Annotated in this window: 22 protein-coding genes; 6 read left to right on the top strand and 16 right to left on the bottom strand. The window is 62.2% G+C overall.

The window, feature by feature from the left end:
* Positions 1-7 precede the first annotated feature (7 nt).
* The 4 genes from FHT69_RS32875 to ftsE all read right to left on the bottom strand — a co-directional run bounded on the left by FHT69_RS32875 (position 8) and on the right by ftsE (position 3,445).
* A complete protein-coding gene (locus FHT69_RS32875; protein ID WP_168332721.1) occupies positions 8-805 on the bottom strand; it encodes a lysophospholipid acyltransferase family protein in 798 nt (265 codons plus the stop codon).
* Positions 806-995: 190 nt separating this feature from the next.
* A complete protein-coding gene (locus tag FHT69_RS32870) occupies positions 996-1,712 on the bottom strand; it encodes a YdcF family protein (protein WP_082849754.1) in 717 nt (238 codons plus the stop codon).
* A gap of 67 nt (positions 1,713-1,779) precedes the next feature.
* Complete coding sequence (locus tag FHT69_RS32865; protein ID WP_028756423.1) at positions 1,780-2,793, bottom strand: cell division protein FtsX; 1,014 nt, start codon at positions 2,791-2,793, stop codon at positions 1,780-1,782.
* Entirely contained in the window at positions 2,786-3,445 is a 660-nt protein-coding gene (gene ftsE / locus FHT69_RS32860) for a cell division ATP-binding protein FtsE (RefSeq protein WP_003567051.1), read from the bottom strand. Before ftsE ends, FHT69_RS32865 begins: the two co-directional genes overlap by 8 nt.
* Before the next feature lie 206 nt (positions 3,446-3,651).
* On the opposite strand from ftsE, the gene FHT69_RS32855 reads away from it, so the two are divergent.
* The 3 genes from FHT69_RS32855 to FHT69_RS32845 all read left to right on the top strand — a co-directional run bounded on the left by FHT69_RS32855 (position 3,652) and on the right by FHT69_RS32845 (position 5,727).
* Positions 3,652-4,305 (top strand): hypothetical protein, encoded by a 654-nt coding sequence (locus FHT69_RS32855; RefSeq protein WP_168332719.1) that lies wholly within the window; start codon positions 3,652-3,654, stop codon positions 4,303-4,305.
* A 134-nt stretch (positions 4,306-4,439) separates the two neighbouring features.
* A complete protein-coding gene (gene hpt / locus FHT69_RS32850) occupies positions 4,440-4,982 on the top strand; it encodes a hypoxanthine phosphoribosyltransferase (RefSeq protein WP_028756421.1) in 543 nt (180 codons plus the stop codon).
* 385 nt (positions 4,983-5,367) lie between these two features.
* Complete coding sequence (locus FHT69_RS32845; protein ID WP_018495840.1) at positions 5,368-5,727, top strand: response regulator; 360 nt, start codon at positions 5,368-5,370, stop codon at positions 5,725-5,727.
* 127 nt (positions 5,728-5,854) lie between these two features.
* Here the strand turns inward: FHT69_RS32845 and FHT69_RS32840 are convergent, their stop codons facing one another.
* The 4 genes from FHT69_RS32840 to argH form a co-directional block, all read right to left on the bottom strand.
* Complete coding sequence (locus FHT69_RS32840; RefSeq protein WP_183906558.1) at positions 5,855-8,524, bottom strand: TIGR02302 family protein; 2,670 nt, start codon at positions 8,522-8,524, stop codon at positions 5,855-5,857.
* Positions 8,525-8,892: 368 nt separating this feature from the next.
* A complete protein-coding gene (lysA, locus tag FHT69_RS32835; protein WP_028756419.1) occupies positions 8,893-10,161 on the bottom strand; it encodes a diaminopimelate decarboxylase in 1,269 nt (422 codons plus the stop codon).
* An 11-nt stretch (positions 10,162-10,172) separates the two neighbouring features.
* Positions 10,173-10,367 carry an LPS translocon maturation chaperone LptM gene (gene lptM, locus FHT69_RS32830; protein WP_028756418.1) on the bottom strand — a complete coding sequence of 65 codons (195 nt, stop codon included), beginning with the start codon at positions 10,365-10,367 and terminating at the stop codon, positions 10,173-10,175.
* A gap of 154 nt (positions 10,368-10,521) precedes the next feature.
* Positions 10,522-11,925: an argininosuccinate lyase gene (gene argH, locus FHT69_RS32825; protein ID WP_028756417.1), complete on the bottom strand. Its 1,404-nt coding sequence runs from the start codon at positions 11,923-11,925 to the stop codon at positions 10,522-10,524.
* 39 nt (positions 11,926-11,964) lie between these two features.
* Between argH and tlpA the strand changes: the two genes are divergently transcribed.
* Complete coding sequence (gene tlpA / locus FHT69_RS32820) at positions 11,965-12,627, top strand: thiol:disulfide interchange protein TlpA (protein ID WP_183904667.1); 663 nt, start codon at positions 11,965-11,967, stop codon at positions 12,625-12,627.
* A 178-nt stretch (positions 12,628-12,805) separates the two neighbouring features.
* On the opposite strand, the gene FHT69_RS32815 is transcribed toward tlpA, so the two are convergent.
* The 7 genes from FHT69_RS32815 to FHT69_RS32785 form a co-directional block, all read right to left on the bottom strand.
* Positions 12,806-13,687, bottom strand: a complete 882-nt coding sequence (locus FHT69_RS32815) for a 3-hydroxybutyryl-CoA dehydrogenase (protein ID WP_028756415.1) — start codon at positions 13,685-13,687, stop codon at positions 12,806-12,808.
* A 148-nt stretch (positions 13,688-13,835) separates the two neighbouring features.
* The gene (locus FHT69_RS32810; protein ID WP_168332716.1) at positions 13,836-14,765 is read right to left on the bottom strand and encodes an electron transfer flavoprotein subunit alpha/FixB family protein; all 930 of its coding nucleotides are present in this window, start codon (positions 14,763-14,765) and stop codon (positions 13,836-13,838) included.
* A gap of 23 nt (positions 14,766-14,788) precedes the next feature.
* Entirely contained in the window at positions 14,789-15,538 is a 750-nt protein-coding gene (locus FHT69_RS32805) for an electron transfer flavoprotein subunit beta/FixA family protein (protein ID WP_183906557.1), read from the bottom strand.
* Positions 15,539-15,724: 186 nt separating this feature from the next.
* Entirely contained in the window at positions 15,725-16,510 is a 786-nt protein-coding gene (locus FHT69_RS32800) for a rhomboid family intramembrane serine protease (protein ID WP_183904666.1), read from the bottom strand.
* A gap of 28 nt (positions 16,511-16,538) precedes the next feature.
* Positions 16,539-17,117, bottom strand: coding sequence for a cob(I)yrinic acid a,c-diamide adenosyltransferase (locus FHT69_RS32795; protein WP_183904665.1), 579 nt, complete (start codon positions 17,115-17,117; stop codon positions 16,539-16,541).
* A gap of 20 nt (positions 17,118-17,137) precedes the next feature.
* Positions 17,138-17,341 (bottom strand): twin transmembrane helix small protein, encoded by a 204-nt coding sequence (locus FHT69_RS32790; RefSeq protein ID WP_028757255.1) that lies wholly within the window; start codon positions 17,339-17,341, stop codon positions 17,138-17,140.
* Between the two features lie 18 nt (positions 17,342-17,359).
* Positions 17,360-18,193, bottom strand: a complete 834-nt coding sequence (locus FHT69_RS32785; protein WP_097545254.1) for an SDR family oxidoreductase — start codon at positions 18,191-18,193, stop codon at positions 17,360-17,362.
* A gap of 76 nt (positions 18,194-18,269) precedes the next feature.
* Here FHT69_RS32785 and FHT69_RS32780 point away from each other — a divergent pair, with 76 nt between their 5' ends.
* Positions 18,270-19,193, top strand: coding sequence for a YihY/virulence factor BrkB family protein (locus tag FHT69_RS32780; protein WP_028757257.1), 924 nt, complete (start codon positions 18,270-18,272; stop codon positions 19,191-19,193).
* Here FHT69_RS32780 and gluQRS read toward each other — a convergent pair.
* Positions 19,158-20,039, bottom strand: a complete 882-nt coding sequence (gene gluQRS / locus FHT69_RS32775) for a tRNA glutamyl-Q(34) synthetase GluQRS (RefSeq protein ID WP_183904664.1) — start codon at positions 20,037-20,039, stop codon at positions 19,158-19,160. The genes FHT69_RS32780 and gluQRS overlap by 36 nt on opposite strands.
* Between gluQRS and FHT69_RS32770 the strand changes: the two genes are divergently transcribed.
* Positions 20,038-20,730 (top strand): DNA-3-methyladenine glycosylase family protein, encoded by a 693-nt coding sequence (locus tag FHT69_RS32770; protein ID WP_183904663.1) that lies wholly within the window; start codon positions 20,038-20,040, stop codon positions 20,728-20,730. The two genes, gluQRS and FHT69_RS32770, sit on opposite strands and share 2 nt — an antisense overlap.
* Positions 20,731-20,804 lie beyond the last annotated feature (74 nt).

The raw sequence follows: 20,804 nt of genomic DNA, 5'->3' as shown, positions 1-20,804 counted from the left end.
TCTTAATCTAGACGGTCGCGGCGTTCAGTTTGCGCAGCTCCGCCAGCCTTTTGATCGCCGTCGGCGGCAGCGGCAGATGCGGATTTCGTTCGACGGTTTCGAGCAGAAGCTCATCGCTTGCCCGCTCCGATACCTCGATCAGCTGGGCGAAAAAGGCGTCCGGATCCATTCCCGGCATGATCGGCGGCAGGATCCTCACCTTGAAATGGCCGGGATAACGACGAATGCTGCGCCGCGGCCAGAAGAGACCGGGATGCATGGCGACCGGAACGACCGGGATGCCGAGATCGCGGTACATGCGGGCGACGCCGTATTTGTAGACCGGTTCGGCGCCTGGCGGGCGGCGAGTGCCCTCGGGATAGATGATCAGCTGCCGGCCGGTGGAAAGCTCGTCCTTGGTGCGTTTCAGCACTTCCACCATCACCTTGCCGCGGGCGCCGCGATCGACCGGGATCATGCGCTGTTTCTTCGCATACCAGCCGAAGAGCGGAATCCACATCAGTTCGCGCTTCAGGATATAGACCGGGTCCTTGAGCCAGGGCAGCAGCGCGTAGGTATCCCAGAAGGACTGGTGCTTCGGCGCCAGGATGTAACTGTCACCCGGCAGGTTCTCCAGCCCCTCGATCTCGAAGGTCGTGCCGACGATCACCCGCATCAGCCAGTGGTTGGAGCGGGCCCAGTTCTTCGGGATCGCATAGGCGATCTTGCGCGGCACCACGAAATAATATGGCGAGAGCACGATCATCCGGATGATGAGGTTGGCGTAGAAGATCGTATTGAAGAGAACGGAACGCAGGGCGATCATGGAACTTTCCCGAGGCATGCTCACGCGACCGGCCTACACGATATTGTCCGTCATAAAAAGCGTTTGATGACGCCCTCATGCAAAAGGCTCGTGCATGTCGCCCAAAACTGCGCAGCGGTTTTGGGACAACGACTCGCATAAAACAGGGCTTAAAGCGCGTCGCGCGAATTCGGCTCGACGCGTGGCGCGTCTATTGCGGGCCGGACGCATTTGCCGAGCGCAGCCCGGTGTGACGGCCAAAGCCGGTGATGTTGCGGGCGCCGGTCAGCAGCACTTTCACATATTCGGCAAGCATGACGCGCATCGCATTCGGGTCGGTGAACCAGTTGCGGCTCTTCAAATCCGAATTGACCACGGGATAAGCGATGAAGTCGATGTCGGGATCGACATAGGAGAGCTCGGCGAGGCTTCGCGGCATGTGGTAGTTGTTGGTGACGATCAAAACGCTCCGGTATCCCTTGGCATGGATCCAGTTCGAAGCTTCCTCGGCATTGCCGATCGTGTCGATCGCATCATAGCCGATATCGACGCAGCAGGAGAAGAGATCGGCCGAGCCTTGGGTCATCCTGCGGATCTGCGCCGGCGTCGTGGTCGGGTGGACGCCGGAAATGAGCAAGCGCTTGCCGGCACCCTTCTGCAGCAGTTCCACGGCCTGGTCGATACGCTGGTAGCCACCGGTCAGGACGACGATCGCATCCGCCTTCGGCTCGGCCGGCGGCTTCAGCGTCGTCACGGAATCGGCAAAACGCAGGAAACCGCCGAACACCAGGGCCATTGCCAACACGCAGGCAAAGCCGCCCCAGCGCAGCAGGCGGCGGATCGGCCCGCGCCGCGGCGGCACACCCGCCGGGCGGTCAAGCTCCGGGTCCTGCTGAATCGGGTTGGGTGTCGTATGTCCCATGGTCATGAATCGTGATTATACGCTGATTGCGGCGCAGAACAGACGCTTTCGTGGTAAAACGGCATGGTCACGATCAACTTGCGATGCCGTCGGTGCGTGTCGGGTCCGAGCGCAGTGTATCGATTTCGTAGATCGTCCGCATGACGGTCAGGCGAGCGGTGAAAGTGGTCAGGAGCGCGATGACGATCATCGTCGCGAAGATGCCGGCATAACCAAGCACACCGACCGAGAAGGTGCCGAAGAGCGCGGTCGCCTGGTCGGTTTCCGGGGTGGCAAGGGTGCGGCTCTGCCAGAACCCGGCGCTGGCAAAGAACAGCGCGGCAAGCGCGCTGCCGATTGCCGAGCCCTTGAGGCTGATCTTCAGGAAATGCTTCTGGAATTCGGTGGCGACGAAGGAGCTTTCGGCGCCGACGAAATGCAGCACTTCGACGACGTGACGGTTACCCGACAGCGCGCCACGCGTGGCGAAGACGACGGTGAGCACCATCGCCGTGAAGACCAGGAGCAGGATGCCGGTGCCGATCATGACAGTCGTGTGGGCCATGGACACCAGCCGGTCGACCCAGGTGCGGTGGTCGTCGAGGGTGGCCTGCGGGATGCTGTCCTTCAGCAGCGACCGCATCGAATCGAAATCCGGTGGATTGCTCTCGTCGATGGTGATGATGACGAGGCGAGGGACGGGCAGATCCTTGAGATCGAGGCCGGGGCCGAGCCAGGGCTCGAGCAGGCGGGCGGTCGCCGCCTCGTCGACGATCTGGCCGCTCTTGGTGCCGACGAAAGTCAGCGCCAGGTCGCGCGCCTGGGTCAGCGCCTTTTCCATGTCGAGATTGTCGTCCGGCTTGATCTGGATGGTGATCTCGCGGGAGATCTGGCTCTCCCAGCTTGCCGCCGTCGAGCGCACCATGCTGACGCCGCCGAGCGTCAGGCAGGCGAGAAAGGCCATGATCGATATCACCACCATCAACGCGCTGCCCTGGATGTTGGATGGCGGCAGGATCGGCGCGGTCGGGCGCACGCGCATTTCCGGTCGCTTCTGCTCCGCCTTACCAGGCGCCTTGTCTCGGTTTCCGGATGGGGGCTCAGTCATAGATATCGAGATGCCCCCCCGAGAGGATCATGCGGCGGGCCTCCACCTGCTCCATCAGCGCCAGGTCATGGGTGGCTATCACGACCGCGGTGCCGAGGCGGTTCAGCTCGAGGAAAAGATTGAGCAGGCGCTTGGCCATGGGCGGGTCGACATTGCCGGTGGGTTCGTCGGCAAGCAGCACCTCCGGCCGGTCCATCAGCGCCCGGGCGATGGCGGCGCGCTGCTTCTCGCCGCCGGAGAGCACGGGCGGCAGCACGTTGATGCGTTCGCCAAGACCGACCCATTTCAACAGTTCCAGGACGTCGGTCTTGTAGGAGCTCTCATCCTTGCCGCGCACCCGTAATGGCAAAGCGACATTCTCATAGGTGGTGAGATGATCGAGGAGGCGGAAATCCTGGAAGACGATGCCGACGCGACGGCGCAACAACGGCAGCTCGGGCCGGGGGATTTCGGAAATGTCGCGCCCGAACATGCGGATCAGGCCGCGTGTCGGCTGCAGCGACATGAAGAGCAGCCGCAGCAGCGAGGTCTTGCCGGCGCCCGATGGCCCCGTCAGAAACTGGAAGGATTTCTTCGGAATGTCGAAGGTCAGGTCCCGGAGGATTTCCGGGCCCATGCCATAGCGCAAACCGACATTCTCGAAGTGGATCAACGGGCAGCTCAGTCTGTTGTGGGTTTCACCGCGTGACTTGTTAACCAACACCGTTAACAGCCGGTAAATTTTGCCGGAAAGACGCCCGTTTGATGGCAATCTTTGCGAAGCATTAACCATTAAAATTTACGACTGAGCGGGATTCGTTTCAATGCCAAGATTTCCCCTGGCATCGAAACCATGTGGACATCTGCGAGGCAGCCACCATGGAAGCATCCTCCTTCAGCCGCCGGACACCGAGCCAGGCCTATGATTTCCTGCCGCCCGAACCCGCCAGCCGCCAGTACCGCTCGGCGCGTGCTGCCGATATCTCCGACGCCGAATTCGTCACCCTCGGCAAAGTGCGGCCTCGGGAATACACTGCCAGGACCCATAACGACAACCGCAAACGCATGGCTGCGGCACAGGCCGCACAGCCGCCGCTCCTGCCGGCGATGGCCGCTTCCGTTCTGCAGACAGTGGAATCCTGGCTGCAGCGCGCGTCGATGCGCAGCTTCGCAGCACTGGTGCTGGGGCTCATCGTGCTCGTCTTCGGGCTCGCGGGCGGTTTTTCCGGCCTTTCCGGCGAGCGAGCCTATTCCGGCGTGCCGCTGCATTTCAGCCATGTCACGGTGACGCCGCGTGATGCGAACGGCATGCGGGTGCTCGTCATCAACGGCATCATCGAAAACGACAGCGGCACGACGCAGACGGTGCAGCCGATCCGTGCCGACCTCGTGACCGACGAGCGGCTGACCGCAAGCGTTGTCATCAACCCGCCGGCCGATGTCATCTATAGCGGCCAAAGCCGGGGCTTCTCGGCGCGCGTCCAGCATGCCGGCGGAAAGATGCCGGAGGTCCGGCTGTCCTTCCTGCCATAGAGCGCGTCGGGGCACGGAATGGCCGGTTTTCTTGCCACAGGTGGCGCCAATCCCGTTAATTTCATGGCTGGCGAGGCTGTTTCAGGTCCGCATATGTGCTAACGGCTTACCCTTCTTTTCATGGAGCAAGCCTTATGCCTGTCGTGCGCGGAAAAAACATCGAGCCGCTTTTCACCGCCGAGCAGATCGCCGAGCGCAATCATTCGATGGCGCGCGAGATCGCCGACGGCCCGACCAAGGACCTGCTGGTCATCGCCGTGCTCAAGGGGTCCTTCATCTTTGCCGCCGACCTGATCCGAGCCCTGCATGACACCGGGCTTGCCCCGGAGGTCGAGTTCATCACGCTGTCGAGCTACGGCATCGGTACGGTTTCGCAGGGCGTGCGCATCGTCAAGGATATCGACAGCGACGTGCATGGCCGCGATGTCCTGCTGATCGACGATATCCTCGAATCCGGCCGGACGTTGCTCTTTGCCAAGGAATTGCTCTTCGAGCGCGGGGCGCGCAACGTCACCATCGCCGTGCTGCTCGACAAGCGCGTGAAGCGCAAGGAAAAGCTGGAGGCCGATTATGTCGGCTTCGAATGCCCTGACTATTTTGTCGTCGGCTATGGCATGGATGTCGCCTATGCCTTTCGCGAACTGCCCTTCGTCGGCGTGGTCACCGGGGACGCCTGAGCGACAGCTAGAGCCTTTCCGAGTTAGATTGCAGCATTCGGTTGGCTCAAGCGGAGTCGGATGGCCGGTCGATCAGCCGGCCCGCCTCAGCCAACCCGAAGGGCCGGGCATCTTTGCGCCAGGATCAGAGGCGATCGGCTCGGACGTACCTTGGGGTATGCCCGTCGCCAATCGCCTCTGCCCTGACAAAAACCTGCTCCGGCAGAATGCTGCAAGCTAACCCGGAAAGGTTCTAAATGTTGCAGCGCTTTTGCGCGCCCCGTGGTGCTATCTTACTGTTCGAGACGGGTTGTTAACCATCTCGTCCATCGCTTCGTCATCTTTACCGATCGAAAAGGAAAGTCTGGTGATTTCCGTCGCGGGGCTGACACGGAGCGATGCACATATGGCAAGAATTCTGATCACGGAAGACGAGGATTCCCTGCGGTCTTTCGTAGCCCGGGCCCTGCGGCTTGATGGCCACGAGACCGATGAGGCGGCCGACGGGGCCGAGGGCCTGGAAAAGCTCAAGGATGGGGTCTACGATCTGCTGCTTTCAGATATCCGCATGCCTGTGATGGACGGTATTGAACTCGCCCATCAGGCGAAAGACGCTTTTCCCAGCCTGAAGATCCTGCTGATGACCGGTTATGCCGAACAGCGCGAACGGGCCGACGATCTTGCCGAAAAGATCATCGATGTCGTCGCCAAACCGTTCGCGCTTCCCGATATCCGCAAGGCGGTCGCCCGGGCGCTCGTCGCGTAGAGGACGATGCTGGAAGGCGTGAGCGGTTTTCGAACGGTATCCCGCTCTATTTGTTGATAGATCCGGATTCAGATTTTAGGCCGGTCCGGCCTAAAATCATTCTATCCATAACCCGGTGGCGTCAGGCCTACTGGATATCCAGCAGCCGTTCGAGGTACCGCCGTTCCATTTCCTGCGGCGGATTGTTGCCAAGCTTTTCGCGAATTGCGTCGAGGATTTCTCGCGCCCGCTGAACGTCGATTTCGTCGGGCACCTTCACGCTGTTATCGCCGAATTCCGGTCCCTGGGGCCGGCGCGGCCGGCCGAGCGGGTCGCGGCCATTCTGGTCGCCCTGGCCCACCTGGCCGTTCGGACCCTGACCCTGCTGGCCCTGCTGCGCCTGCATCATCTGGTTCATCATGTCGCGGGCGCCCTGACGAAGCGCTTCCAGCGCGCGGCCCTGGCCCTCGATGGCCGGCTGGCCGCGGCCCTGGCCGAGTTCACGGCCGGCGCCTTCCATTTCGCGCTGCGCCTGGCCGAAGCCGGGGCCGGGCTTCATGCCCATCTCGCCGAGTCTTTTCTGCAATTCGCCGAGCTGCCTGCCCAGTGCATCCTGGTGGGCGCGCAGCTGCTTCAGCGCCTCGCGTAGCTGTTCGGCCGTCATCTGGTCGGAGGGCTGCTGGCCTTCCTTACCTTGCTGGCCCTGCTGCTGATCCTGCGGCTCGCCGTTGTCTCCGGGGTTCATCTCGTCGAGCAGCGGATCGCTCTCGCCCATGTCAGGCTCGCCGCGCTGCATGCGGTCCCTGAGCTGCTGGTCGAGCCGGAAGGTCTGTTCCATCAGCTTCTGCTGGTCGCGCAGGATCTCGCCGAGCTTGTCGATCTGCTTGCGGGCTTCGCTGTTTTCCTGGCTCTGCTGGCCGCGCTGCGGTCGGCCCGCCTGCAGGTTGTTCATCATCCGCTGCAATTCCGACAGCATCTGCTGGGCCGCGTCACGATTGCCGGAGCGGGCGAGATTCTCGATCTGATCCATCATCCGTTCCAGATCCTGCTGGCGCAGGATGTTCTGCGCATTCTGGTTCGGCTGCATCGGCGCGTTCTGCATGCGTTGGGCGAGCTCACTCATATAGTCCTGCATCGCCTTGCGCAGCTCGTCCATCAGCTTCTTGATCTCGGCATCCGGGGCGTTGCGGTCCAACGCGTCGGCGAGGTTCTGCTGGGCTTCGCGCAGCTTGCGCTCGGCAAGCGAAAGATCGCCGTCCTCCATGCCCAGCGCAATCTCCCAGAGATATTGGGCGGTATCTTTCAGCGCATCCTCGCCCTTTGCGAGCTTCATGCGCGTCAAGGCGGATTCGAGCAGCAGGTAGTTGGTAAGCTTGGGGATGGTCTCCTCGGGACGGATGGTCAGCGCCTCGTTCAGCGCGATCGCCTGCGGCATCTTGCGGGTGTCGAGGGCGAAAACCTGCCGTTCTTCGGCGACGGCGGCGGCGAGCGGCTCGTTAAAGCGCCGCGACGGCATTATCATCTCATGCGGCGGGCTGCGGCCGGTCTGGCCGGCGGCATCCTTGGCGACGAGCGTGATGCGCACGCGTTTGCCGGCAAGCGGATGTTCGCTCAGGTTCCGGCTGGTTACGCCCTTGGCGTCGCGGGCGTTGCGGCGGGGGATATCCAGCCGGTATTCCGGCAGCGGATAGAGCGGCGTCGCCGTCGGATCGGTGTCGACGGGAACGATTTCCGCATGCGCTTCCTGGACGCCGTAATCGTCCTTGACGGTGAAACCGATTTCAAGCGCGCCATTGACGCTGGGCTTCGGCAAGCCGTCGAAGGCGATTTCCGGGGCCTTGTCGGGAAGCACGTCGAAGCTCCAGCGGCGGCCGTTGACTTCGAGTGCGCCATTCTCCTCGAGCTTCATCACATGCGTCTGCGCGACGAGTGCCTGGCTGGCTGGGGCCTGGCTGGCGGGTGCGGCATTCGGCTGCTCGCCGCCTGCTGCCGCCGCTTGCTGAGGCTTGCTATCCGCCTGCACTGATATATCCCGCGCCTCGCCATTGGCCTTGCGGAACACCACTTTTTCGGCCGTCTTTCCGCCGCTGACGCGGACGGTGAGGCCTGAAAACTGCGGAATGCCGATCGGCGCCTGCTCGCTGCCATCGGCCGTCAGATAGATCGGCGCACGGCCGGTATAAGACGGCGGCGTCACCCAGGCGTCGATGCGCACCGCCGGATCGCTGACCACCTGCTCGGGTGCCGCCTGCAATGCGTCGCTGATCGAGCCGCCGTTGATCGACAGCGAATAACCGAAGGCAGTGACCAGCAGCAGCGCCGGGATGGCGCGCAGGGCGAAACGGTCATGCGCGGCGATATCAGGTCGCGGCAGGCCGGCATCGAGCGCTGCGATCTTTTCGGCCATGCGCGTCTGGTGCTCGCGCCAGAGCGCCCGGGCGAAGGGCGTATCGAAGGCGGGCTCGTCTTCCTGGACGGTGACCGGCTGGTGCGGCAGGCCGTTGCGTTCCTCCAGCAGGCGATCGGCTTCGGCGACCTTCGGCCAGCGCAGGGTGCGGAAGGGGATGAGCGAGGCGAGAAAGGCGGCGGCAAAGGCGATCAGCAGCAGGATGCGCAGCCAGTCCGGCACGCTGCGGAAAACGCCGAACCAGGAGGCGCAGAGATAAAAGGCAACGACCGCCAGGACCGGCATCAAAGGCGGCAGCAACTGCTCGAAAAACAGCACCACGCGCGCCAGCAGACGTTTGGTCGTCACCAGCCGGGCAAGCGAAGGACGGAGCGCAAACGCACCTTTCTTCTGCCTTGAGGGGCTTGTCATCGGTCCGGTCTCCGCGATCTGGCGTTCTGAAACAGAGGGCGCTTCCGGCGATTGCGGGGCAATACGCTCATGAACGAAAGGATAACACTCTTTGTGGCGAAGGCGAGGGCGAGCGGCCGGTAATACCGGCTTTTCACGTTTATTCGCCAAAAAGTGATGGCTGCTCAAAGCGCGTCGCGATCTTTCAGATCGCTCCTGGCGCTTTAAGTCTTTGTTTCACGCATGTCGTGATCGCAAACCGCTGCGCACTTTTGCGCGACATGCTTTAGAGCGCCGTGCGTCCTTTCGGACGCACAAAGGACGCTCTAGCATTTTGAATCTACGCTTCGTGCTTTCCGAAAATCGATTCCGATTTTCGGGCCGACGCGTTAATCCAGCCAGGCCGGGACGGAGTCGAGGCCGATCAGCTCGGCGTAGGTTCTGCGCGGGCGAATCGTATGGAAATCGCTGCCCTTGACCAGAACTTCGGGCACCAGCAGGCGGCTGTTATAGGTGCCGGCCTGGACTGCGCCATAGGCGCCGGCAGTGCTGACGGCCATCAGGTCGCCGGGCTTCGGCATCGCCATTTCGCGGTCGAGCGCCAGATAGTCGCCGGTCTCGCAGACCGGACCGACGACGTCGGCGCGAATGCGCGGAGCGTTGGCCGCCGAAATCGTCACCGGGCGGATCTCGTGATAGGCTTCGTAGAGCGTCGGGCGGATGAGATCGTTCATGGCGCCGTCGACGATGACGAAGGTCTTCTCGCCGCCATCCTTCACATAGAGGACTTCGGTCACCAGGATACCGGCATTGCCGACGATCAGCCGGCCGGGTTCGGTGATGATCTTGCAGTCCAGGCCGCGCAGCTGGTTCTTGACGATTGCCGCATAGGCATCCGGCAGCGGCGGCGGATTGTTGTCGTCCTTATAGGGGATGCCGAGACCGCCGCCGATATCGACGTGGTGGATCGTGTGGCCGTCGGCGCGCAGCGTCGCGACAAGGTCGTGCAGCAGCTTGAAGGCGTCGTCGAAGGGCTGGAGCTCGGTGATCTGGCTGCCGATATGCATGTCGATGCCGGTGACCTCGATGCCCGGCAGCCTGGCGGCATGGGCATAGATGGCGCGGGCGCGCTCCCAGGAGATGCCGAACTTGTTTTCCTTCTTGCCGGTCGAGATCTTGGAATGCGTCTTCGCATCGACATCCGGGTTGATGCGGAAGGAAACCGGCGCTTTCTTGCCTGCGCTGACGGCGCGCTGGTTGAGGATTTCGAGCTCAGGCTCGGATTCGACGTTGAAGCAGTAGATGCCGGCCTCAAGCGCGAAATCCATCTCGGACGGAGTCTTGCCGACCCCTGAGAACATGATGCGGTTTGCCGGAATGTCGGCGGCAAGCGCGCGGCGCAGCTCGCCCTCGGAGACGACGTCGATGCCGGCGCCGAGACGGCCCAGCGTCTTCAGCACCGCCTGGTTCGAATTCGCCTTCATCGCATAGCAGACCATGGAGTCCATGTCGGCGAAGGCTTCCGAAAAGACGCGGTAATGGCGCTCGAGCGTCGCGGTGGAATAGATGTAAAACGGCGTGCCGACCGCCTTGGCGATCTCGGGAACGGAGACATTCTCGGCATGAAGGACGCCGTCACGGTATTCGAAATGGTTCACGAGCTTATGCCTTAAAGAAGGGGGTCGAGAAGGAATGGCTTATCAACAGTTCCCGGCTTTTTCGTCGGCTTGGAAACGTCGCCTTCCTTGGTTGCCGCAGCGCTCGGCGGATCGAGGTCGCCCTTGCGCCCGCATCCGGCAACGGCAAGGCCGATGACGGCGAGAACCACCGTCAGGCGGACGAGGTGCGGCAAGCTCTTCTGCATGGATATCCTCTTCTGCGGCATGTGCTGGCGTCATTCATCTCGAATGATGGACATCTTCATAGCGAAGTTTATCCGCCTTGTGCACCCTGATTGTTGGAGGTCTTTCCGCGCCTGAAGGAGGGGCGTGGCGGCTTTTCGGCCCGCCCTTTGCTCTTCAGTTGCGGGCGCGCCAGAAGGCGATCTGCCTGCGCACTTCAGACGGCGCAGTGCCGCCGAAGCTCTTGCGGCTGGCGACCGAGGCCTCGACGGTCAGCACGTCATAGACCTTGTCGGTGATCGCGGAATGGATCGCCTGCAGATCGGCGAGCGGCAGTTCGGCAAGATCGCAGCCCTTGCTTTCGGCAAGCGCCACGGCGCGGCCGGTGACATGATGGGCGTCGCGGAAGGGCAGGCCCGCTTCTCGCACCAGCCAGTCGGCAAGATCGGTCGCCGTCGAATAGCCGGAGCCGGCCGCCGCCTTCATGCGCGCAGTGTTGACGGTCAGGTCGCGCACCATGCCGGTCATGGCGGCGATTGCCAGTTCCAGGCTCTCGGCTGCGTCGAAGACCTGTTCCTTGTCTTCCTGCATGTCCTTGGAATAGGCGAGCGGCAGGCCCTTCATGATCGTCAGCAGCGCCACCAGCGAGCCGTTGATGCGGCCGGTCTTGGCGCGCACCAGTTCGGCTGCATCGGGGTTCTTTTTCTGCGGCATGATCGACGAGCCGGTCGAAAACGCGTCGGAGAGACGGACAAAACCGAATTGCGGGGTCGACCAGATGACGATCTCCTCCGCCAGACGCGACAGGTGCATGCCTGTTATCGCTGCGATCGACAGGAATTCGATGGCGAAATCGCGGTCGGAGACCGTATCGATGGAGTTGCGGGTCGGCTCGCGGAAACCGAGTGCCCGGGCCGTCATGTGGCGGTCGATCGGATAGCCGGTGCCGGCAAGGGCGGCAGCACCGATCGGGCTTTCGTCCAGATGCTCGATGGCGTGGCGCACGCGGGAGCGATCGCGGCCGAACATTTCGACATAGGCCATGCAGTGATGGCCGAAGGTAACGGGCTGGGCGGTCTGCAAGTGGGTGAAGCCGGGCATGACGCTTTCGGCATGCTCTTCGGCGCGGTCGAGGAAGGCGGCAATCAGACCGGTCAACATCTTCTCGGTCTTCTCAAGCTCTTCCTTCACCCAGAGACGGAAGTCGAGCGCCACCTGATCGTTGCGCGAGCGGGCGGTGTGCAGCCGGCCGGCCGCCGGTCCGATCAGCGTCGCCAGGCGTGCCTCGACATTCATATGGATGTCTTCGAGCTGGCGCGAGAATTCGAAATTGCCGCTTTCGATTTCTGACAGGATCGTGTTTAGCCCGTGAACGATCTTGTCCTTATCGTCTGATGAAATAATCCCCTGATGGGCGAGCATCGTCGCGTGGGCGATCGAACCGCGGATATCCTGCGCGAATAGCTTCTTGTCGAAACCGATCGAGGCATTTATCTCCTCCATGATCGCGTCCGGGCCGGAGGCGAAGCGACCGCCCCACATCTGGTTGGAGGATTTGGTGTCCGTGGTGTCGTCGGCCATGAGGTGTCCGCCTTGAGGATGCATGTCCAGGAGAATGAAATGACGACAAGAAAACCCCTCGGGCTGCCATCCCTGAAATGGATCGCGATGGCCGCCGTTGCGGGTGTCGTTGCCGGTGCGGCAGCGGTATACGTGAAGGAGACGGGGATTGGCAATGGCGGTGGTGAAACCGCTTCTGCGGAATGCAAGTCTGCCAGGGACCGCGCAGCCAGCCTCACACCGCTGATGAAGGGGCAGGTGGCCGCCATGGTTGCCGCCACCGAGCCGCGCAAGCTGACGGCGGTTTCCTTCAACGGGCCGGATGGTAAGCCGCTGACGCTCGATCATTTCGCCGGCAAGACCGTGCTTCTCAATCTCTGGGCCACCTGGTGCGTGCCCTGCCGCGAGGAAATGCCGGCGCTGAACGCACTCGAAAAGGAGATGGGCAGCGACAAATTCCAAGTCGTGCCGGTCAATATCGACACCGGCGACGATGAGAAGCCGAAGACCTTCCTGACTGAAACCGGCGTCGATGCGCTGCAGCTCTACCGCGACAATACGATCGGCGTCTTCAACAGCCTGAAGAAGGAAGGGCTTGCCTTCGGCCTTCCGGTGACGCTGCTGCTCAACGACAAGGGCTGCCTGATCTCCGCCATGAACGGCCCGGCCGCGTGGGATAGCGAAGACGCGAAGGCGCTAATCAAGGGTGCGATCGGGTCGTAACGACGTTGATCAGGAGTCCCCATCTCCTCTCATGAGAAAGACGCCGGCGATTCCGATAAGGACGCAGCATTGCAGCAGGAACATGGGTGTTTCGGTCGACATGGCGTTTCCTCCCGTTCCCGGCAAGGAAAGCATTTAGCGGGCGCTCGGTCTATTCGCCCTTTCTGGTGATGGCCGCTTAACGCGTCGGGACCGGCACTTCGCCACGATAGTCATAGAAGCCGCGGCCGGATTTGCGTCCGAGCCAGCCGGCCTCGACATATTTCACCAGCAACGGGCAGGGACGATATTTCGAGTCCGCCAGACCGTCATGCAGCACCTGCATGATCGACAGGCAGGTGTCGAGACCGATGAAATCGGCAAGCTGCAGCGGCCCCATCGGATGGTTGGCGCCGAGCTTCATCGCCGTATCGATGGCGTCGACCGTACCGACGCCTTCATAGAGCGTGTAGATGGCCTCGTTGATCATCGGCAGCAGGATGCGGTTGACGATGAAGGCCGGAAAATCCTCGGCAACGGTGATGGTCTTTTCCAGCGTGCCGACGAATTCCTTGGCGGCGGAGAAGGTCTTTTCATCGGTTGCGATGCCGCGCACCAGTTCGACCAGCTTCATCACCGGCACCGGGTTCATGAAATGTATGCCCATGAAGCGTTCGGGGCGGTCGGTGGCGGCAGCAAGCCGGGTGATGGAAAGGGAAGAGGTGTTGGTGGCAAGCAGCGCTTCCGGCTTCAGGACCGGACAGACCTGCGCATAGATCTTGCGCTTGACGGTTTCATCCTCGGTGGCGGCTTCGATGACGAGATCGGACGGGGCGAGATCATTGACGTCGGACGAGCCGGATATCAACGACAAGGTCGACTTGCGTTCCTCTTCGGTCATCTTGCCGTTGGTCACCAGGCGGGCGAGGTTGCCGTTAATGGTGGCGAGGCCGGATTCGATGCGGTCCTGGGAGAGGTCGTAGATGTGAACCCTGTAACCTGCGGCGGCCGAAACATGCGCGATGCCACAGCCCATCTGGCCGGCACCGATGATACCAATATTCTTCAACACCGCATTCATCTCCAAACCCCCGCACGGCATCCGCCCCCGCGCTGCCGCATTTTTCTAGCAATACTGCCGGACGAAGGATCGCCCGGCAGCAGTAGTAGACCGATAAAAGATAATTTTCCAGTCATTCGCACGTGCGAAAGAAAAGCATTTGACGCGCTCAGAGCGCCTTTTGCAATTCCGGCAGGACGTCGAAGAGATCGGCGACCAGTCCGTAGTCGGCGACCTGGAAGATCGGCGCCTCCTCATCCTTGTTGATGGCGACGATCACCTTACTATCCTTCATCCCGGCCAGATGCTGGATGGCGCCTGATATGCCGCAGGCGATATAGAGCTGCGGCGCCACCACCTTGCCGGTCTGGCCGACCTGCCAGTCGTTCGGCGCATAACCGGCATCGACGGCCGCACGGCTTGCCCCGACGGCAGCCCCGAGCTTGTCGGCGAGCGGCAGGATGACCTCCCGGAATTTTTCCGCCGAACCCAGCGCCCGGCCGCCTGAGATGATGATCTTCGCCGAGGTCAGCTCCGGACGATCGGAGGCCGACAGCGCATCGGCGACGAAGCGCGACAGAGCGGGATCGGAAACCGCTGCAACCGTCTCGATCGGCGCGGAGCCGCCTTCGGCTGCAGAGGCGAAGGAGGCGGTGCGCACGGTGATGACCTTCGTGGCATCGGTTGCCTGCACCGTCTGGATGGCATTGCCGGCATAGATCGGCCGTTTGAAGGTATCGGCAGAGATCACCTCGATGATCTCGGAGAGCTGGGCGACATCGAGCAGGGCAGCCACCCGCGGCAGCACATTCTTGCCGACCGACGTCGCAGCCGAGAGGATCGTGTCATAGCTGCCGGCCAGCGAGACGATCAGGTCGGCCAGCGGTTCGGCCAGATTGTTGGCCAGCGCATCGCTTTCGGCCAGCAGCACCTTGGAGACGCCGGCAAGCTTGGCCGCCGCATCGGCAGCGGGCTTGGCGCCCTTGCCGGCGACCAGCACATGCACGTCGCCGCCGATCTTGGTTGCGGCCGTCAGCGCCTTGGCGGTCTGGTCGGAAAGGCTTGCATTGTCGTGGTCAGCCAGAAGAAGAATGGTCATGATGAGGGCTCCCTGGTTCTGGCTTAAAGCACGCCGGCTTCGTTCTTGAGCTTGTCGACCAGCTCGGCGACCGACTTGACCTTGACGCCAGCCTTGCGGCCGGACGGCTCCTCGGTCTTCAACACTTTCAACCGCGGCGCTGTGGAGACGCCAAAGTCGGCAGGAGACTTCTTGTCGAGCGGCTTCTTCTTCGCCTTCATGATATTCGGCAGCGAGGCATAACGCGGTTCGTTCAGGCGCAGGTCCGAGGTGACCACTGCCGGCAGCTTGATCTCGATCGTCTGCAGGCCGCCATCGACCTCGCGGGTGACGGTCGCCTTGCCATCGTCAATCTCGATCTTCGAGGCGAAGGTCGCCTGGGCAAACCCAAGCAGTGCCGCCAGCATCTGGCCGGTCTGGTTCGAATCGTCGTCGATCGCCTGCTTGCCGACGATAACAAGGCCGGGCTGTTCGGCATCGGCGACAGCCTTGAGGATCTTGGCAACGGCCAGCGGCTCGACCGCATCGTCGGTCTCGACCAGGATTGCCCGGTCGGCGCCCATGGCGAGTGCCGTCCTCAGCGTCTCCTCGGCCTTGGCAGGACCAATCGACACCACGACCACCTCTTCGGCCTTGCCGGCATCCTTCAGCCGCAGCGCCTCTTCCACCGAGATCTCGTCGAACGGGTTCATCGACATCTTCACATTGGCAAGCTCGACACCCGTGCCATCCGGACGAACCCGGATCTTCACGTTGTAGTCGACAACCCGTTTGACTGGCACGAGTATCTTCATGGGGTCCTTCCTTCAGGAGAAACTGGCTTCAGAGGCTTTTTTAGAAAATGCGCGCTTGGGCGCCGCTCCGATTGTCGAATGGCGACATGGATACGCGTTTTTCCTCCAAATTCAACGCTTCCATGACGCCGGCAGGCAATTTGCCTTGGCAATATATGGACGTTTACGTTCACGTCAATATAGCTATCAGCGTCGGCCCCAGGGAAAGCGCTGCGCCGTTTGCCCGTCCGTACCGGCCGTGATGGCCGGACCGGCACTGCGGTCGTTTCTCACGGCGCGGGGCGTGACGATCTGCCGGTCGAAGAGCGGTACACCCGGCCGGCGCAACACCAGGATCAGAAGAGCGCCGGCAAGGATGCCGCCGACATGCGCTCCCCAGGACACGTCGCCGTCAGGGGCGATCGCCAGCATGAAGAACTGCTGCCCGATCCACAAAAGCAGCGGAATGAAGGCCGGCAGGGGCAATGGCACACGGAAGAACACCAGCACCCAGACCCTGACGCGCGGATGCAGCATGACATAGGCGGCAACGACGCCGGAGATCGCCCCCGAGGCGCCGACCAGCGGCGCTTGGGAGGTCATGGTCAGCAGGCCGTGGCAGAGCGCGCCGGCGGCCGCGCAGAGGAGGTAGAAAATCAGGAAACGCAGATGCCCCATGGCATCCTCGACATTGTCGCCGAAGACCCAGAGGAAGATCATGTTGGAGGCCAGATGCCAGAAGCCGGCATGGACGAAGGCATAGGTGAGATAGGTCAGCGGTTCCGGCACGATTTCCAAGCCCGGCGCCAGCACAGCGTCGCCGAAGGCGATCGCCGGGATATAGCCGAGCCCGACAGTCGTCGCCTGGGCTGCCTGTTCGCTCTCCAGGCTGGTCAAAAGCCAGACCGCGATATTCAGTGCGATCAGTGAGAGTGTCACCCACTGGACCTTGATATGTTTCAGCGTATTGGCGTCGTGAAGTGGTATGAACATAAGGCCCCCCGGCGATCGTGCGGCAAGCCTATCTGTTTTTTCCCGGAACCCAAAGCACATCCGCATGGCCGCGGGCATTGGCATGGCGTGCGGCGACGAAGAGAAAATCGGAGAGCCGGTTGACATATTTCATCGCCGCCTCGCTGACGATTTCGCCATCGGTGCGGGCAAGCGCCACCATCAGACGTTCGGCGCGCCGTGCAATCGTCCGGGCAAGATGCAGATGTGCGGCGGCCGGGCTGCCGCCCGGCAGGATGAAGGATTTCAGCGGTTCCAGACCGGCGTTCAACTGGTCGATATCGCGCTCGACGCGGTCGACCTGCGTCTCGACGATCCGCAGCGGCTCATAGGCCGGCGGCTCACCGGTGTCAGGGGTGGCGAGATCGGCGCCGAGATCGAAGAGATCATTCTGGATCGACATCAGCATGGCGTCGAGTTCGGGCAGGCCTGAAGTGTGCAGCCGCGCCAGGCCGATCGCGGAATTGGCCTCGTCGATCGTGCCATAGGCCTCGACGCGCAGATCGTCCTTTGTCCGGCGGGGGCCGGAAACCAGCCCGGTCGTGCCGTCGTCACCTGTCTTGGTGTAGATCTTGTTGAGTTTGACCACGGTTCCCCCTCAAAGCCCCGTCAGGTCGGGCGGCCGCCGCCGGTCAGCCAGAGCGTTATCATGATCAGGACGACGGCGATCGCCTGCAACAGGACGCGAAGCTGCATCAGCTTGTTGGAGCGGTTGGCATCGCCGCCCTTCATCATGTTGAAGAGACCGCGGATCAGCACCAGGGCGACGGCGCCCATAACGATGATCGCGAGGACATAGGTGAACGTGGACATGGCACTCAGCTTTCTCAGTCAGTCCGTCCAGCGCATCAGGCGGTAGAAGAGGTCTGCCGGAAGCAGCCGCTTCAGGAACATGCCCTGCTTAGCCGGAGTCGTTACGGGATAATGTGGTCTTGGATTTTTCGAGTTCAATGCGTGTTTCAATACGGAATAGACCGCCTCCGGGCCGAGTTTATGGCGGTTGACCGGCCCCGATCCGTCGAGCCTTGCCAGTTGTCTGCTGTAATCGACCGCGTGCGGCGAATTGTCGAGGTCGATATTCTCCTTGATCTTTGCAAGCGCGTTGGCGGTGAAACGGGTGGCGATCGGTCCCGGCTCGATCAGGCTCACATGGATGCCGCTGCCCTGCAACTCCATGCGCAGTGTGATGCTGAGGCCTTCGAGCGCGAATTTGGACGCGGTGTAGGCGCCGCGATAGCGATAGGGCACGACGCCGAGGATCGACGAGCATTGGACGATCCGCCCCTCTCCGCGTTTGCGCATCGGCGGAATGACCTGCCGCGTCAGTTCGTGCCAGCCGAAGAAGTTCGCCTCGAACTGGGCGCGCAGCACTGCCGTCGAAAGATCCTCGACGGCGCCCGGCTGGCCGTAGGCGCCGTTGTTGAAGAGCGCGTCGATGCGGCCGCCGCTGCGTTCGAGAACCGCGCCGACCAGGTCGGAAATCGTCTCGGGCCTGGTATAGTCCATCAGGAAGGTCTCTATGCCGTCTGCTTCCAACCCCTTGAGGTCGTCCGGCTTGCGCACCGTCGCGAAGACACGCCAGCCATCGGCTTTCAGCGCCCGCGCGCAATGAGCGCCGATCCCGGACGAACATCCGGTGACGACGATGATGCGCTCTCCCGCCATGGAATGATTCCTGTACAAAATGGGACTCGTTTCCCATATTCGGCCAGAGGATACAATCTGGAAAGCCGGAGACGGAATGCCGAAGGTGCTGCGCACGATCTACGACGTGGTCTATGACGCGATCTGTCACATGATCGAGGATGACGGCTTCGCCATGGCAAGTCACGTGGCGCTGTCGAGCCTGCTTGCGGTTTTCCCGTTCCTGATCTTCGGCACCGCGCTTGCAAGCTTCCTCGGCGCCGATCAGTTCTCCTCGACCGCCATCCACCTGATCTTCGACACCTGGCCCGAGGCGATCGCCAAGCCGCTGGCCGACCAGGTGCTGCAGGTGCTGACCATTCCGCGCGGCGGGCTGCTGACGATCTCGGTGCTGGCGGCCGCCTATTTCGCTTCGAACGGCGTCGAGGCGTTGCGCATCTCGCTCAACCGCGCCTACCGGGTGCAGGAGACGCGGCCCTGGTATTTCACCCGTCTCTTCAGCCTCGGCTACGTGTTGATCGCGGTCATCATCTTTGCGGCGATCAGCATTCTGCTCGTCGCCCTGCCGCTGGCGCTCGATTATTCCAGGAAATGGTTCCCACTGTTTGCCGATACGCTCGACATCGTCTTCAGCTGGCGCATCTACGGCACGCTGGTGGTTCTGACGGTTGGACTGCTGGTCATGCATCTCTGGCTGCCGGCCGGCAAACGACGAGTCTTCGACGTTATTCCGGGCGTTTTGCTGACACTGCTTCTGTGGCTCGCCGGCGCACTGATCTTTGCCTACTACCTGGCGACCTTCGCCAATTATACGGCAACTTATGCCGGTCTGGCCTCCGTCATGATCGTGTTGATCTTCCTCTACATGGTCGGCGTCATCTTCATCATCGGGGCGGAGATCAATGCGGCGCTGATCAAGTTCCGCGTCTTCCGGATGTTTTCCCATACGCTTTCGATCGTCGGCAGAGAGCGTGTCGAAAGGCCATCAGAGCCCGACAAGACGGCGAATATCCGCTCCTGACATGCCTTGGGCGCGCAATTCGCCAAGCCCGGTGTCGCCTTCGCTTTTCGAAAGTTTGCGGCCGTCGGCGCCGAGAATGAGGCGATGATGGTGATAGACCGGCTGCGGTAGCCCGAGCAGCACCTGCAGCAGCCTGTGCACCGATGTCGCATGGAAGAGGTCGAGCCCCCGAACGACATGGGTGACGCCCTGCAGCGCATCGTCAACGACAACGGAAAGATGATAGCTCGATGGCGCATCCGAGCGCGACAAGATGACATCGCCCCAGACGCCGGGCTCGGCGGCGATTTCGCCAGTCCTACCGTCGCCGGTTTCAGTCCAGAACAGCAGCTGACCGATCAGGTCGAGCGCCTTGCGCATATCGAGCCGCCAGGCATGTTTCCTCCCCGCGGTCAGCATTTCCTGCCATTCGTCTTTCGGCCGGTCGCGGTCACCTGCCGGATAATGCGGAGTGCCGTCTGGATCGCGTGGCCAGGATTCTCCCGCCGCCTCGTAGGCCGCGACGCGCGCCTTCACCTCGCCGCGCGTCAGGAAGGCCGGGTAGACCAGACCGCGCTCGATCAGCGCATGCAATGCTGCCTGATATTCGGGGAAATGTTCCGACTGGCGCCGCACCGGGCTTTCCCAGCGGATATCAAGCCAGTCGAGATCTCTGTGGATGCCGGCATCGAACTCGGGCGTACAGCGTGTCTGGTCGATATCCTCGATGCGGAGCAGCAGGCGGCCTTGTTCAGCCCGCGCCATGTCGTGGTTCAGCAGCGCCGAGAGGGCATGGCCGAGATGCAACGCCCCGTTGGGACTCGGCGCAAAACGAAAGACGGGTTTTTGACGCTCACTCGTGGTCATGCTTTCTTCTGCCATGGATTCGGCTTTTGAACCACTGCGAGGCAATGTGCAGATCATCCGCAACGAAGACGACGTCAGGCAGGGGCTCGAAGCATTGCTTCGCCTCGATCCGCGCCTTGCGCCGATCGCAGCGGACGCCGGACCCGTTCCGCTGCGATTGCGCGAACCCGGCTTTGCCGGGCTTGCCCATATCATCGTCTCGCAGATGGTGTCGCGCGCCAGCGCCGACGCGATCTGGCGGCGCATGCTGCCGGCGGATGGTCTTTTGACTGCCGAAGGCTACATGCTGCTTCACGCAGAGGCATGGCGCGAATTCGGCCTGTCGCGCGCCAAGGCCGAGACTCTGTCGCGGATCGCCGAAGCGGTTGCCTCCGGCCGCCTCGATCTCTCCGGCCTCTGCCTGAAGCCGCCGGGCGAGGCGCTTGGCGAACTCACCGCGCTGAAGGGTATCGGCCCGTGGACGGCGGAGGTCTATCTAATGTTTTGCGGCGGCCATGCCGATGTTTTCCCCGCCGGCGATGTCGCACTGCAGAATGCCGTCGGTGCGGCATTCGGCCTTGCGGCACGGCCTCAGGCGAAGGTGCTTGCCGAGCTTTCGGAAGTCTGGTCGCCGTGGCGCTCGGTGGCTGCACGGCTTTTCTGGGCCTATTACGCCACGAAAATGCGCCGCGACATAGTGCCGATCGGCTGATCGGCAACACTCTTCATTTTGCCTTTATCCTCTGAATTTATTGGACTTCACAATCCTGTAACAACCGGCCTAAT

The organism is Rhizobium sp. BK008 (genome assembly GCF_014197345.1).
Classification (GTDB): Bacteria; Pseudomonadota; Alphaproteobacteria; order Rhizobiales; family Rhizobiaceae; genus Rhizobium; species Rhizobium anhuiense.
The sequence above is the reverse complement of the archived record's forward strand: the minus strand, read 5'-3'. Positions and strand labels throughout refer to the sequence as shown.